The organism is Streptomyces sp. NPDC053427, from assembly GCF_044544985.1.
Taxonomy (GTDB): Bacteria; Actinomycetota; Actinomycetes; order Streptomycetales; family Streptomycetaceae; genus Streptomyces.
On the sequence record NZ_JBITYA010000001.1, the window covers coordinates 93,919 to 107,678 of the forward strand.

The 13,760-nt window shown below is 72.7% G+C and carries 12 protein-coding genes; 8 read left to right on the plus strand and 4 right to left on the minus strand.

The genetic code is table 11. The annotated features are described in order from the left end of the window. Positions 1–167: 167 nt before the first annotated feature. On the plus strand, positions 168–314 hold the full coding sequence (locus tag ACIGWZ_RS00340) for a hypothetical protein (protein WP_400059197.1): 147 nt from the start codon (positions 168–170) through the stop codon (positions 312–314). A 62-nt stretch (positions 315–376) separates the two neighbouring features. Here the strand turns inward: ACIGWZ_RS00340 and ACIGWZ_RS00345 are convergent, their stop codons facing one another. From ACIGWZ_RS00345 to ACIGWZ_RS00355, 3 genes are all read right to left on the minus strand, one after another. Next, positions 377–814, minus strand: a complete 438-nt coding sequence (locus tag ACIGWZ_RS00345; protein ID WP_400059199.1) for a hypothetical protein — start codon at positions 812–814, stop codon at positions 377–379. A 316-nt stretch (positions 815–1,130) separates the two neighbouring features. Continuing rightward, positions 1,131–1,955 carry a M55 family metallopeptidase gene (locus ACIGWZ_RS00350; protein ID WP_400059201.1) on the minus strand — a complete coding sequence of 275 codons (825 nt, stop codon included), beginning with the start codon at positions 1,953–1,955 and terminating at the stop codon, positions 1,131–1,133. Positions 1,956–2,098: 143 nt separating this feature from the next. Continuing rightward, a complete protein-coding gene (locus ACIGWZ_RS00355) occupies positions 2,099–3,061 on the minus strand; it encodes an aminoglycoside phosphotransferase family protein (protein WP_400059203.1) in 963 nt (320 codons plus the stop codon). Between the two features lie 112 nt (positions 3,062–3,173). Here ACIGWZ_RS00355 and ACIGWZ_RS00360 point away from each other — a divergent pair, with 112 nt between their 5' ends. From ACIGWZ_RS00360 to ACIGWZ_RS00390, 7 genes are all read left to right on the plus strand, one after another. Beyond that, positions 3,174–4,349: a CapA family protein gene (locus tag ACIGWZ_RS00360; RefSeq protein WP_400059205.1), complete on the plus strand. Its 1,176-nt coding sequence runs from the start codon at positions 3,174–3,176 to the stop codon at positions 4,347–4,349. Positions 4,350–4,473: 124 nt separating this feature from the next. Continuing rightward, positions 4,474–5,091 carry a TetR/AcrR family transcriptional regulator gene (locus tag ACIGWZ_RS00365; RefSeq protein ID WP_400059207.1) on the plus strand — a complete coding sequence of 206 codons (618 nt, stop codon included), beginning with the start codon at positions 4,474–4,476 and terminating at the stop codon, positions 5,089–5,091. A 204-nt stretch (positions 5,092–5,295) separates the two neighbouring features. Next, on the plus strand, positions 5,296–6,525 hold the full coding sequence (locus tag ACIGWZ_RS00370; protein ID WP_400059209.1) for a cytochrome P450: 1,230 nt from the start codon (positions 5,296–5,298) through the stop codon (positions 6,523–6,525). A 50-nt stretch (positions 6,526–6,575) separates the two neighbouring features. After that, positions 6,576–6,767: a ferredoxin gene (locus ACIGWZ_RS00375; RefSeq protein ID WP_400059211.1), complete on the plus strand. Its 192-nt coding sequence runs from the start codon at positions 6,576–6,578 to the stop codon at positions 6,765–6,767. Beyond that, on the plus strand, positions 6,767–8,080 hold the full coding sequence (locus tag ACIGWZ_RS00380) for an NAD(P)/FAD-dependent oxidoreductase (RefSeq protein ID WP_400059213.1): 1,314 nt from the start codon (positions 6,767–6,769) through the stop codon (positions 8,078–8,080). Before ACIGWZ_RS00375 ends, ACIGWZ_RS00380 begins: the two co-directional genes overlap by 1 nt. 40 nt (positions 8,081–8,120) lie before the next feature. Further along, positions 8,121–10,574, plus strand: coding sequence for an excinuclease ABC subunit UvrA (gene uvrA / locus ACIGWZ_RS00385; protein WP_400059215.1), 2,454 nt, complete (start codon positions 8,121–8,123; stop codon positions 10,572–10,574). Positions 10,575–10,656: 82 nt separating this feature from the next. Then, positions 10,657–10,869 carry an EF-hand domain-containing protein gene (locus tag ACIGWZ_RS00390; protein WP_400059217.1) on the plus strand — a complete coding sequence of 71 codons (213 nt, stop codon included), beginning with the start codon at positions 10,657–10,659 and terminating at the stop codon, positions 10,867–10,869. Positions 10,870–10,986: 117 nt separating this feature from the next. On the opposite strand, the gene ACIGWZ_RS00395 is transcribed toward ACIGWZ_RS00390, so the two are convergent. Then, a complete protein-coding gene (locus tag ACIGWZ_RS00395; protein ID WP_400059219.1) occupies positions 10,987–13,350 on the minus strand; it encodes a GH92 family glycosyl hydrolase in 2,364 nt (787 codons plus the stop codon). Positions 13,351–13,760: the final 410 nt, after the last annotated feature.

Below are 13,760 nucleotides of genomic sequence, written 5' to 3' on the forward strand. Positions count from 1 at the left end.
CCTGCGGGGGCGGAAGCGGTTGGCCCGGGCCGGCCCCGGATGCGGCGCGCCCACGTGCTGGGCGACAAGGGCTGCAGCTCCCGGGCGAGGACGCCACGGACCTGTTCCCGCTGGACGACCGGCTGCTGATGCGCTGCGACATGGGGCACGGATCGTCGGGCGGCCCGATGGCCGACACCGACGGCCGGATCATCGGCGCCAACAGCCACGGTGAAGACGACGGCGACGGGCGTCCGGCCAGTGACACGCTGTTCTCTTCGGCTCACCAGGACCATGCGGTGACCGTGATCAACAAGATCAACGAACTCAACTGACGTACCCCGCAACACCGGGGCCCCGCATCCACGACAGGGTGCGGGCCCCTTGCTGGGCGGCCCTACTCGGCGGCTGTATCGGTCCTGCGCCTGCGTACTGCCCACACCACGGCGCCGCCCGTCAGGACCGCGCCCACTGCCACGGCGAGCGTCTGCGCCGGGCCCGTCGTCCACACGTCGCCCGGCTGCGGCCCGGCAAAACCCGGGTCGATGTCGTCGGCCTTGGGGGTGTTCACCGTCTGCTGGTGGATGTACCGGCCCCGGATCTCGCCGGTGGTCAGCAGCTCCCACCCGTCCGGCTTGGTCTTGCCCGCCTTGTCCAGTTCGGCGGTCCAGGCCGTCATGAGGCCCTCGCGGGTCTGCGGAATGGACTGGGCCGCAGCCTTAGAGGAGACCGTCACCTGCGGCTGATGGTCCCAGGGGGATGCGACCGCGAGTGCCGTCGCCGCCCCGGCCGCGAACGCCACTGCCCCTGTCGCCCATGCCTTCTTGCGTGTCACCGTGCTCCCTCCCGTGCCGCGCCCCTCTCCACGCTGCCATATGGGCGGCGCCCTGTGTGCTGGAGCGGCTTTCCGCCGTACCGGGCAGGGGAGTTGTGCGGCCCGGCACCCAGCTACTGGATACGCGCGGCGCCCTGGGCCGGCGGAAGGTCCGCGCGACCCGCCACAAGATCAACTATCGGACACGGCCCAGTGGGCTCATGGCGTCCGTGGAGCGGGCGGCGCGCGCTGGACGGTGCTACCGGACCCGTCCGGGCAGCCGTTCTGCATCAGCGCCGGGTAGCCCTCGCCCCGTGGGCTCACGCGTCCGCGGGTCTCACTCGGCGATGCCCCGGGTGAGGACCACGACGGTGACGAACCTGCGGTAGAGCCGGATCGGGTCCTCGTCGGTGAGCCGGACGGTCACGGCGTCGACGCGTACGACGTCGGTGACCCAGGCGGCCATCTCGGCGAGGTCCGGATTGCGGAACCGTACGGTCAGCGTGGCCGGCAAGGCGATGCGTGGCGGGGCGGCCTGCGGCAGGGACCGTACGGCCTCGCGCGCGGCCTCGTGGATCATTTCCCGCGCCTCGAAGGGGTGCAGGCTGTCCGCGGCGAATCTGGACACCGAGGACTTGACCACGGCGCTGCGGATGCCCGGGCAGAACGGTGCGATCTCGGCGGCCGTGGTGTCATCGCCGGTGATCAGCACCACGGGCACGCCATGGCCCAGCGCGACCAGGGCGTTGATGCCGCTCTCCCCGGCGATCACGCCGTCCAGCCGCACCTCGCTGATGGCCCGCGGGTTGTAGGTGTGCGACAACGTGGCCGGGCTGCCCGACATCGAGCCGTGGTAGGAGACGAAGAAAACGCCGTCGAACGAGGCGTCCAGACCCTGCATCATATAGAGCGGCTTGTGGCGTCCGGACAGATAGCGGCTGCGGCCCGCGAGGGCGTCCGGCCGTAAGTTGGTCATCGCCGAGTGGGCGTCGTTGACCAGGAACTCCGTCGCGCCGCCGGCCCTCGCCCCCTCGATCGCGGCGTTGACCTCCTCCTGCAACAGGCCCCGGTAGTAGCCGTATTCGGACTCCGCGGGCCGGCACTGCGACCAGTCCACGACACCTGCGGTGCCCTCCATGTCGGAGGAGACGAAGATCTTCACGGCACATGCTCCCTGGGGCGGTGGGTACGGGGCCGGCGCTCGTCCCATCCGGGACCGGTTCGCCGCACCAGTTATGCGGGATCCGGCCGGAGCGCGGCCAGAGCGCCTTTTCGGCCGCCGGGGCGCCGGCGCTCGCAGCGGGTCTACAGTCCGGCCAGCTCCGCCAGCACCCGAGCCTGCGTCAACTCCTCCGCCCCACCCGCCACATCGTCGTGGTCGGCACTCCACAGCGCGCCCTCCACGGCCCGCGCCACCGACCAGGCGAGCAGCCGTGCCGGATCCTCGTCCAGCGCCTCGGCGACCAGCGCGTACCGCTCGCGGAGCACCGGGCGCGGATCCGGATGCGCGAAGGGGTCGTCGATCTGCATCAGCAGCGGCCAGGGATCGTACGCCGGATCACCGACCATCGGCTTGGGATCGATGGCCAGCCACGGCCGGCGCTGCGCCGTCAGCACATTGCCGGGGTTGAAGTCGCCGTGCACGACGACCTCGCGGCCGGCCGACGCCGGGAGCCGGCGCAGCAGGTCGGCACCGAGCGAGACCAGCCCGGGGTCGTAGCCGGGGTGCAGCCGCAGCATCCGCTCCTGGAGGACATCGGCCCACTCGGCGCACACCGCGTCGACCCGCTCCAGGTGGCCGTCGGCCGGTGCGGCCGCGGCCCACAGGTCGCGGAGCAGGCCGGCCGCGAGGGTGAGCCGCTCGGCGGGTGGCAGGGCGGCGGCATCGGCGAGCGGGGTGCCGGGATCGCACCGCTCGACGAGCAGCGCCCCGCGCTCGCGGTCCCAGCGGTGCAGCCGTACGGCGCCGTTGCCGTCCCAGGCGTGCAGGCCCGGGGCCTCGCCGTCGGCCTCGCGGTGCGGCCAGCCGACCTTGAGGACCGCGGCGCCGCCGCCGGGCAGTTCGGCGGGCGCCACCCAGGAGCAGCTGCCGCCGTGGAACGGGTCGCCGAGCCGTAGCTCCCAGCGCTCCTCGACCTCCCGCACGAGCCCCGGCAGCCGGTCGAGCCAGGCCCGTCCGGATGCCGTCCGCCCCAGCTGTGCGACCACGGGCAGCCCGGCGGGGAACCGGCGGTCGTCGTACGAGGTGCCGTGCGGGGTGTGCGCCATCCGGGCAGCGTACGACGAGAGGGGAGTGGCGGGGGGCCGTACGGGGGAGAGCGCCGGACGCCGGACCGGTACGGCAAAAATGCTCCGGTAACTACTGGTATGTGTATCGGGCATGAGCGCGTATACACGGTATGCGGCCGTCGCCCTGGTCGCCGCCCTGGCCGTGGGCTGCGCCGGCCCGCCCAGCACCCCGCACCCCGCCCCGCACCGCGCCCGGCCGGCGCTCGCCAAGGCCGCGCCGCGCGGCCACGCCGGCGCCCCCATGACGCATGCCGCCCACCCCTTCACCCTGGTCGCCTCCGGCGACATCCTCCCGTCCTCCCCGGACGTCCTCGGCACCGCACGGGAGGACGCGGCGGACGCCGGCTACGAGTACCGGCCGATGCTCGCGGACGTGAAGTCGGTCGTCTCCGGAGCCGATCTGGCGCTGTGCCATCTGGGGGCGCCGCTCGGCCCGCTGTCCGGCCCCTTCACCGGCTACCCCGTCTACCAGGCGCCGCCGCAGCTCGCCACCGCGCTGAAGGCCACCGGCTACGACTCCTGCTCCACGGCCTCCAACCACGTCCTCGACCAGGGCGTACCGGGGGTGGGCCACACCCTGGAGGCCCTGGACACGGTAGGGCTGCGGCACGTCGGATCCGGGCGCAACGCCGGCGAGGGCGGGCGCCCGGCGCTGCTGCGGGCCGACGGCGGCGCGCGGGTGGCCCAGCTCGCCTACACCTACGGCACCGACCAGAAGCGCCGCCCGGCGTCGGCGCCCTGGACGGTGAACCTGATCAATGCGCAGCGGATCATCGCCGATGCCCGGGCCGCCCGGCGGGCCGGCGCCGATGTCGTGGTCGTCAGCCCGCACTGGGGCAGGGAATACCGGACCGCCCCCACCGCGCGGCAGCGGGAACTCGCCCGTGCGCTCACCGCCTCGCAGACCGACGGCCGTCCCGACATCGACCTGATCATCGGCACCCATGCGCACACCCCCCAGCCGTACGAGAAGGTCAACGGCACCTGGGTCGCCTATGGCCTCGGCGACCAGATCGCCGGATCGATGAGGAAACCGGAGGGCAACTGGGGCACCCTCGCCCGCTTCCGGTTCGCCCCGCCCGACCGGCCCGGCGGGCGCTGGGAGGTCACCAGGGCCGAATACATTCCGCAGCTCGCCGCGCTGGGACCGCCGCTGCGGGTGCGCAACCTCGCCAGGACCGCGGGATACACGGACGTCCGTAAGGCGATCCGCAGGGCGGTGCTCAGCCGGGGCGCCCGCGCGGAGGGGCTGCGCATGGGGGAGTGACCGGGCCTCGCACGGCGCTCCGGTGCGGCCCGCCCCCGCGGTATGAAACCCTGGTCACCTACCGGATCGCGCCAGTTCGCGAACCGCTGTGACATCGGCGAGGCCAGGGAAGGACCGGAGGGCAGTGAGCGAGAGTGCGGCCGCCCGGCCCCGTAACCCGCGCGGCCAGGGCGAGCGGCTGCGGGAGGAGCTCCTGCGGGCCACCGAACGCCTTCTGGAGGAGGTCGGCAGCGAGGACGCGCTGTCGCTGCGCGCGGTGGCCCGCGAGGCGGGCGTCGCCGCGCCGAGCATCTACCGCCACTTCGCCGACAAGACCGAGCTGGTCTGGGCGACCATGGAGGTCAGCTACGAACGGCTCGGCCGGGCGATGGCCGAGGCCGGCGCGAAGGCGGAGGACGATCCCGTCGCACGGCTGCGCGCCCAGCTGCGCGCCTACTGCCGCTACGCCATCGGGCACCCCGCCACCTACCGCCTGCTCTACGAGACCCGGCAGACCCCGGTGGGCCCCGAGCGGCTGGCCCAGCACCCGGCCGCGCCGCTGGTGCGCGGCTTCCACGATGCGCTGACCGCCTGCGAGGAGGCCGGCTGGCGGGTGCGCGGCTCGCGCACCGAGGCGCCGTACGTGCTGTGGTCGTCGGTGCACGGCCGGGTCATGCTCTGGCAGGTCATGCCGAGCCGCAAGGACACCGGCCGGCTGGACCGGTTCGTGGACGAGATGCTGCACCTGCTGCTCGAGCGCTGAGCCGCTTTCCCCGAGCCCGGTCGGCAACGCCCCGGGCCCGTCACCCGGAACGCCCCGGGCCCGTCACCCGCGACACCCCCAGGTCCGTCACCCGCGACACATTTACCTGTGCATTACACATGTAAGCTTACAGTCGTAAGGCGAACGTTCGACTCATGGCGCACGCCGCTGCCCGGTGTGCGCGCGAGAAGCGAGATGAGCGAGATGACGATTTCCCCCGCCGCCCCGGCCGGCACCGCCCCGGAGCCGCTCCCCGTCCAGCCCCCGAGCGGCTGCCCCTTCGATCCCCCCGCCGCATTCGGCACCCTGCGCACCGAGCGGCCGATCTCCAAGATCTCACTCCCGGACGGCAGTTGGACCTGGCTGGCCACCCGCTACAGCGACATCCGTGCGATCCTCGGCGACCTCCGCTTCAGCTCCGACACCACCCTCCACGGCTACCCCCTCAGCGGCATGACCGGCGGCGGCAACACCGAGAACCGCGGCTTCATCCGCATGGACCCGCCCGAGCACACCCGGCTGCGCCGGATGGTCACCCGGGAATTCATGGTCAAGCGGGTCGAGGCGCTGCGCCCGGAGATTCAGCGCCTCACCGACGAGCTGTGCGACGCCATGGAGCGCCGGACGGGCGAGGACGTGGACCTCATCGAGGCGCTGGCCCTGCCCGTGCCCTCGCTCGTCATCAGCCTGCTGCTCGGCGTCCCCTACGACGACCACGACGTCTTCCAGCGGCTCACCGGCACGCTGCTCTCCCGTACCGTCCCGGACGACGAGCGAGAGGCCGCACGCGTCGAACTGCGCGACTACCTCGACCAGTTGGTCACCGCAAAGGAGGCCGCTCCCGGCGACGACATCCTCGGCCGGCTGATCACCGAACAGCAGCGGACCGGCGAGATCAGTCACGACGACGTGGCCGCCTTCGCCGCCCTGCTGCTCATCGCCGGGCACGAGACCACCGCCAACATGATCGGCCTCAGCGCCCTGACCCTCATGCTCGATCCGGGGAGCGCGGAGCGGCTGCGCCAGGAGCCCGGACTGATCCGCGGCGCTGTCGAGGAACTGCTGCGCTTCCACAGCATCATCCGCAACGGCCCGCGCCGGGTCGCCACCGCCGACATCGAGATCGACGGGCACCTCATCCGGGCCGGCGAGGGCGTGGTGACGGCCGTACCGTCCGCCAACCGCGACGAGAGCGTCTTCGCCGACGCCGACCGCCTCGACGTCTGCCGCCCCAACGCCCAGCACCACGTCGCCTTCGGCTACGGCATCCACCAGTGCCTCGGTCAGGCGCTGGCCCGCGTCGAACTCCAGGTGGTGATCGGCACCCTGCTGCGCCGCTTCCCCGCACTGCGGCCCGCGGTCCCGGTCGAGGAGATCCCGTTCCGTACCGACATGGCGATCTACGGCTGCCATGCTCTTCCCGTCACCTGGTGACCGGACACACCTTCCGTCCAACGCCCCACGAGTCCCATGGAGTTACCGTCATGAAGATCACCATCGACGCCGACAAGTGCTGCGCCGCAGGCCAGTGCGTGCTGATCGCCCCCGAGGTCTTCGACCAGCGTGACGAGGACGGCGTCGTCGTCCTCCTCGACGCCGAACCGCCCGCCGAGCAGCACGACGCGGTCCACGAAGCCGCCGCCATCTGCCCGGCCGCCGTCATCGAGGTGCACTGATGACCGCCCGTCCGATCGCCGTCGTCGGGGCCTCGGCGGCCGGCCTCGCCGCCGTCGAGGCGCTGCGCCGCTCCGGCTGGACCGGCCCGCTCACCCTCATCGGCGACGAACCCCATCTGCCCTACGACCGGCCGCCGTTGTCCAAACAGCTGCTGGACGGCACCTGGGAGCCGGACCGCCTGCTGCTGCGCACCGAGGAACAGCTCGCACCGCTCGACCTCGACCTGCGCCTCGGCACCCGCGCCACCGGCCTCGACGTGGCCACCCGCACGCTCACCCTCGACGGGGGCACGGGGGTCCCCCCGGGCGAGCGGTGGGGGAGTCTCGCCTGCGCCGGAGTGATCGTCGCGACCGGCGTGACGGCGCGTACGCTGCCGGGCGCCGAGGGCATCGAGGGAGTGCACACCCTGCGCACCCTCGACGACGCGCTGGCCCTGCGCGCCCGGCTGACCGGCCCCGGCCGCCGCCTGGTGATCGTCGGCAACGGCGTCCTGGGCTGCGAAGCGGCCGCGGTCGCACGGGAGCTGGGACACGACGTCACCCTCGTCGGCATCGACGCGATACCGATGGCGGCCGCCGTCGGCACCGAGATCGGCGAACTGCTGGCCGAGGAGCACCGAGCGCACGGCGTGACGCTGCGGACGGGAGCGGTGGAAGGCTTCGAGACCGCGGCGGGAACGGTCACCGGCGTACGGCTCGCCGATGCGGGTACCCCCGCCGCCGGGGGAGAGGGAAGCACCCTGCTGCCCGCCGACACCGTGCTGCTGGCCATCGGCTCCACGCCCGCCGTCGGCTGGCTGGCCGGCGACCCGGCCCTGGACACCTCCGACGGGCTGCGCTGCGACGCGTACTGCGCCGCCGCCCCCGGCATCTACGCCGCGGGCGACGTGGCCCGCTGGGAGCACCCGGTGCACGGCCGGCCGCTGCGCTTCGAGCACCGGATGAACGCCAGCGAACAGGGGATGGCCGCGGCCCGCAACCTGCTGGCCGAGCTGGCCGCCGAGGGTGCGGACGGCGGCGAAGCCCCGGAGCGCCGCCCGTTCGCTCCCGTCCCGTACTTCTGGTCCGACCAGTACGCCGTCAAGCTCCAGGCGTACGGGCTGACCGCGGGCGCCGACCGCGTGGAGACCACGGTGCTGGACCGAGCGGAGCGGCGCAGCGTCGCCCTCTTCGGACGCGACGGCAACGCCGTCGGCGTCCTGACGACCGGCCTGCCGCCCCGCCAGCTCCGCACCCTGCGCGCGGTGATCGCCACCCCCGTCCCCTGGGAGGAGGCGCGCGAGCGGATCCGGACCGCCACGGCCGTCGGCTGAAGGTTCCGGATCAGGGCGGACCGTGCCCGATCATGGAGGGATGGCCGACTCGTACGTACGGGTGCGCGGCGCCCGTGAGCACAACCTCCGCACCATCGATGTGGACATCCCGAGGGACGCGCTGGTCGCGTTCACCGGGGTGTCCGGATCGGGCAAGTCCTCCCTCGCCTTCGGCACCCTCTATGCCGAGGCGCAGCGCCGCTACTTCGAGTCGGTGGCCCCCTACGCCCGCCGCCTCATCCACCAGGTCGGCGCCCCGAAGGTCGAGGACATCACTGGCCTGCCGCCCGCCGTCGCCCTCGAACAGCGGCGCTCCGCGCCGACCTCCCGCTCCTCCGTCGGCACCGTCACCACCCTCTCCAACACCCTGCGCATGCTCTTCTCCCGCGCCGGCGACTATCCGCAGGGCGCGACGGAACGCCTCGACTCCGACGCCTTCTCGGCCAATACGGCGGCCGGCGCCTGCCCGGAGTGCCACGGCCTGGGCACCGTGCATCGCGTCACGGAGAACTCACTCGTCCCCGACCCGGCCGCCACCATCCGCGAGGGCGCCGTCGCGGCCTGGCCCGGCGCCTGGCAGGGCAAGAACCTCCGCGACATCCTCGCCGCCCTCGGCCACGACATCGACCGGCCCTGGCGCGAGCTGCCACCGGCCGACCGCGACTGGATCCTGTTCACCGACGAACAGCCCGTCGTCACCGTCCACCCGGTACGCGACGCCGGCCGTATCCAACGCCCCTACCAGGGCCAGTACATGAGCGCCAAGCGGTACGTCCTGCACACCTTCGCCGACTCCAAGAGCGACACCCTGCGCAAACGCGTCCAAGGCTTCATGACCGCCGAGCCCTGCCCGGAGTGCGGCGGGCGGCGGCTCCGCCCCGAGGCCCTGGCCGTCACCTACGAGGGCCACGACATCGCCACCCTCGCGGGCCTGCCGCTCGGCGCCCTCGCCGCACTGCTGCGCCCCACCGCGGCCCGCCCGGACGACGAGGTTGCCCCGACGCTCGCCCGCGACCTCGTCGCCCGCATCGAGGTGCTCACCGAACTCGGCCTGGGATATCTGAGCATGGACCGCCCCGCCCCCACCCTCTCCGCGGGCGAACTCCAGCGGCTGCGCCTGGCCACCCAGCTGCGCTCCGGCCTCTTCGGCGTCGTCTACGTCCTGGACGAACCCTCGGCGGGCCTCCACCCCGCCGACACCGCGTCCCTGCTCACCGTCCTCGGCCGGCTCAAGGAAGCGGGCAATTCGCTCTTCGTCGTCGAGCACGACATGGACGTGGTGCGGCGCGCCGACTGGATCGTGGACATCGGCCCGCGCGCCGGGGAACACGGCGGCCAGGTGCTGCACAGCGGCCCGGTCGCCGGCCTCGCCCACGTCGCCGCCTCCGCCACCCGCCGCTTCCTCTTCGCCACCGAACCACCGCCCGCACGCACCCCGCGCACCCCCTCCGGCGCGCTGACCCTGCACGGCGTCACCCTGCACAATCTGCGCGGCCTGGACGCCGTCTTCCCGCTCGGCGTCTTCACCGCCGTCACCGGCGTCTCCGGATCCGGCAAGTCGACGCTGGTCACCCGGGTCCTCGCGGAGACGGTGCGCGAGCACCTGGGGGCGCCCGCATCCGATACGAACGAGGGCGAACCGGACGCCGGCCCGATGGCCCGCGCCCAACTCACCGCCGCCAAGGGCCTGGAGGCCATCGACCGGCTGGTCCGCGTCGACCAGAAACCCATCGGACGGACGCCCCGCTCCAACCTCGCCACCTACACCGGACTGTTCGACGCCGTACGCAAGGCCTTCGCCGCCACCGACGAGGCCCGCGCCCGCGGCTACACCGCCGGGCGGTTCTCCTTCAACATCGCCGCCGGCCGCTGCGAGACCTGCCAGGGCGAGGGCTTCGTCGCCGTCGAACTGCTCTTCCTGCCCGGCACCTACGCCCCCTGCACCGCCTGCCACGGCGCCCGCTACCACCCCGAGACCCTGGAGATCACCTACCGCGACCGCACCATCGCCGATGTCCTCGCCATGACCGTCGACGACGCCGCCGGGTTCCTCGACGACATCCCGCCCGCCGCCCGCAGCCTGCGCACCCTCCAGGACGTGGGCCTGGGCTATCTGCGGCTCGGCCAGCCCGCGACCGAACTCTCCGGCGGCGAGGCCCAGCGCATCAAACTCGCCGCCGAACTCCAGCGCGCCCGCCGCGGCCACACCCTCTACCTCCTCGACGAGCCCACCACCGGCCTGCACCCCGCCGACACCGAGGTTCTGCTGCGCCAGCTGCACGGCCTGGTGGACGCCGGCAACACCGTCGTGGTCGTCGAGCACGACATGGGGGTGGTCGCGGGCGCCGACCATGTCATCGACCTGGGGCCGGGCGGCGGCGCGGACGGCGGCCGGATCGTCGCCGCGGGCGCCCCGGCCGAGGTGGCGGCCGCCGCGGGCAGCCGTACGGCGCCGTATCTTGCCCGACGGAGGGCGCGGCCGGGGCCGTCTTGACGGTCCGCTAATGTACGCAGGTCAGATCACCAGGCAACAACACCGCGCAGTACTGCGCAGCACCACGAAGGGGGCACCTCTGATGGCAGACATCGAGAAGGCCAAGGCGACGTTCGCCCGGTTCGACGCGGACGGCGACGGCCAGGTCACGCCGGACGAGTTCAAGCACGCGATGGCCGAGATGGGCGACCCGTACGTCACCGGCCCGGTCGCCGAGGCGGTCATCAAGGCCAAGGACACCGACGGCAACGGCACGATGTCCTTCGACGAGTTCTGGCAGGCCCTGCAGGGCTGACCGCACCTCGCACCCCCTTCACGACGGTTCCACCCCTTCGCCCGCGGCCGCGCGCAGCGCCGCGGGCCCGCGGGCGATCGGGGGGATCCCGCAGCCATGGGCGACCGGGGCCGCGCATCACTGCCCGGCCGCGGCGCCCACCGGCGGCGGCGCGGCCCGGTCGCCGGTGCCCCACCGGGATGGCTCGGGCCCCACGGAGAAGGCCAGTTCGCGGCCCGCACGCAGCTCCTCGGTGGTGAGATAGGTGCGGTCCCGCCCGGCGCCGTCCAGGCGGACGGACTGGACATACCGGTTGGCCGGCGACGTACCCGGCGCCTTGATGGTGAAGCGCCCGGCCGGGAAGTAACGCCGGTCCAGCGTCAGGTCCACCCGGTCGAAGACCGGCGTGCTCAGCCCCCAGGTGTCGGTGCCGGGCTGCACCGGGAACACCCCGATCGCCGAGAGCACCATCCACGCCGACATCGTCCCCAGGTCGTCGTTCCCGGTCATCCCGCTCGGGGAGTCCGTGAACAGCGTCAGCGCGGCATGCACCACGTCCGTGGTCTTCCACGGACGACCGGTCGAGAGATACGTGTACGGCGCGATCAGGTCGGGCTCGTTCTGCGGGTTGTACTTGTCCGCGTTGTAGTAGTCGTACGGCCCGTTGACCCACACCTCGCGGGCCGTCTTCTCCGGGTCCTTCAGCAGCTGCCGATAGGCGAAGAAGGAATCCAGCCGGCTGTCGGCCTTGTCCTTGCCGCCGATCAGCTCGATCATCCCGGGCAGATCCTGCGGCACCAGCCACTGGTACTGCCAGGACGTGCCCTCGTGGAAGCCCTCGCTCTTGGCGGGATCGGCGGGCCCGGTGAAGGCGCCCTTCGCGTCCCGGGCCCGGAAGAATCCGGTCGAGCGGTCGAAGATCTTGCGGTAGTTCTGCGCCCGGGACGCATAGCGGTCGGCGTCCGCCCGGTGCCCCAGATCGCGCGCCATCTGCGCCAGCATCGCATCCGACAGGGCGTATTCCAGGGTCGCCGAGGCGCCGTGGTCGAAGTCGGAGTCGCCGGGCTTGGCGTGCGGGCGGCCCTTGACGTACGGGGCGAAGCCGTCCTTCAGGTACGGTGCGTTGGCCTCCCGCCCGACGGCCGGCGAATCGGCCGGCGGCACCCCGTCCGCGTTCTTCTTCAGCGCCGCGTACGCCTCCTCCTCATGCCCCCGCAACAGCCCCTGCTGATAGGCGTTGGTCAGGAACGGCGTGACCGGATCACCCGTCATGATGTTCGTCTCGACCGTTCCGTAGCCCCACTTGGGCAGCCAGCCGCTCTCCTTGTCGATCCGCAGCACCGACAGCGCCATGTCCCGGGACTCGCGCGGCGCGAGGAGGGCCAGCAGCTGCGCCTGGGTGCGGTAGGTGTCCCACAGCGACCAGTTCTGGTAGTAGGTGAAGCCGGTCGCCCGGTGGGTCTTCTGGTCCCAGCCCGTGTAGCGGCCGTCCACATCGCTGCCGATGTTGGGGGCCAGGAAGGACCGGTAGAGGGAGGAGTAGAAGGTGCGGCGCAGCGCCTTGGCGCCGCCCTGTGTCGTCACCAAGGCCAGGCGCCGCTCCCAGGCGGCGTTCGCGGCGGCCTTCGTGCGGTCGAAGGAGCGCCCTCCCTCGGCGCGCAGATTGCGGGCCGCGCCCGCCGCGTCGACGTAGCTGAGGGCCGTGGTCGCCTCGACCGTACGGTCCTTCCGGGTGTCGAAGCGGGCGTACGCCCCGTGCCGGCCGCCCGCCGTGGAGCCCTTCGACCCGGGCGTCACCCTCGCGCCCTCCCAGGTCCCGTACGACGCGAAGGGCCGGTCGAAGCGGGTGATCGTGTAGACGGTGTAGGGCCGGGTGTCCTGGCAGAAGCCGCGGCCGGTGATGGCGGTGCGGATGGTGCGGGAGTCCAGCACCTCGACCCGGGTGGAGACCGTCTTGTGCAGCGACTGGCCCGTATTGAGCAGCACATTGGCCTTGTCGGTGGCGGGGAAGGTGTAACGCTGCTTGCCGGTGCGGGCGGTCGCGGTCAGCTCGGCCGTGATCCCGCCGTACGACGTCAGTCCGACGCGGTAGTAACCGGGGCGGGCCGACTCGTCGTCATGGCGGTAGGCGGCGGCGTACTTCGCATAGTCGGTCTCGGCGATGTCGCCCGTGGTGGGCAGCACCGGCAGGTCGCCGCCGAGCCCGCAGCCCACGCCGGAGATGTGGACGGCGCTGAAGCCGCGGATGTGGTCGTCGTCGTAGCCGTAGCCGGTGGTGTGGCCGGTGTCGGGGGAGAGCTGCACCATGCCGAAGGGGACGGCGGCCCCCGGGTAGGTGTTGCCGTCGTTCCGGCTGCCGATGAACGGGTTGACCAGATCGGTGAGCGGGCCGCCGCCGGGCGGTTCGGCCTGCGCGGCGGGGACGGTGAGCGCGCCCCCCATGAGGACGGCGGCCAGTACCGCTCCCGCGGTACGCAGCCGGTGACGACCGAGCCATGCCATGGGTCCAACCTCCGGTTCCGACAACGTTGTCGGGGCGCGCTCATTCTTTGGCTTCGTCAGGTGCGCGTCAAGGGTGGCGCGGCCATGACTCCGGTGCGGCCGGCCCTCGTTGCGGGGGTGGGGCGCCGCGTGTGCGTACAGGCGGCTCAGCCGCGGCGTGGGGCAGGGGCAGTTCGCCGGGCATGGGCTCTCTTCGGTGCAGGCGCGTCAAAAATCATGAGGTGACTGCCTTGCTCTCTTCGGGGGCGCGTGTCTCAATGGTCAGCGTTTCAGGTCGCTGACCTACCGTCAGATCTGGGCGGTGGTCGGCCGGTTCCCGACCGCGGGCCACCGCGTGGCCGTCTGTCGTTCCCTCACGCACCTCTCGACGCCGTGCCATGGGCCTGCACCCCCCTCACGAAGGCGGTACC

Excerpts from the sequence above, each read along its gene's own strand:
- ACIGWZ_RS00340 (WP_400059197.1), top strand. The coding sequence starts at position 168 with ATGGCCGACACCGACGGCCGGATCATCGGCGCCAACAGCCACGGTGAA.
- ACIGWZ_RS00355 (WP_400059203.1), bottom strand. The coding sequence starts at position 3,061 with ATGGCGCACACCCCGCACGGCACCTCGTACGACGACCGCCGGTTCCCC.
- ACIGWZ_RS00360 (WP_400059205.1), top strand. The coding sequence starts at position 3,174 with ATGAGCGCGTATACACGGTATGCGGCCGTCGCCCTGGTCGCCGCCCTG.
- ACIGWZ_RS00370 (WP_400059209.1), top strand. The coding sequence starts at position 5,296 with ATGACGATTTCCCCCGCCGCCCCGGCCGGCACCGCCCCGGAGCCGCTC.
- ACIGWZ_RS00375 (WP_400059211.1), top strand. The coding sequence starts at position 6,576 with ATGAAGATCACCATCGACGCCGACAAGTGCTGCGCCGCAGGCCAGTGC.
- ACIGWZ_RS00380 (WP_400059213.1), top strand. The coding sequence starts at position 6,767 with ATGACCGCCCGTCCGATCGCCGTCGTCGGGGCCTCGGCGGCCGGCCTC.
- uvrA (WP_400059215.1), top strand. The coding sequence starts at position 8,121 with ATGGCCGACTCGTACGTACGGGTGCGCGGCGCCCGTGAGCACAACCTC.
- ACIGWZ_RS00390 (WP_400059217.1), top strand. The coding sequence starts at position 10,657 with ATGGCAGACATCGAGAAGGCCAAGGCGACGTTCGCCCGGTTCGACGCG.
- ACIGWZ_RS00395 (WP_400059219.1), bottom strand. The coding sequence starts at position 13,350 with ATGGCATGGCTCGGTCGTCACCGGCTGCGTACCGCGGGAGCGGTACTG.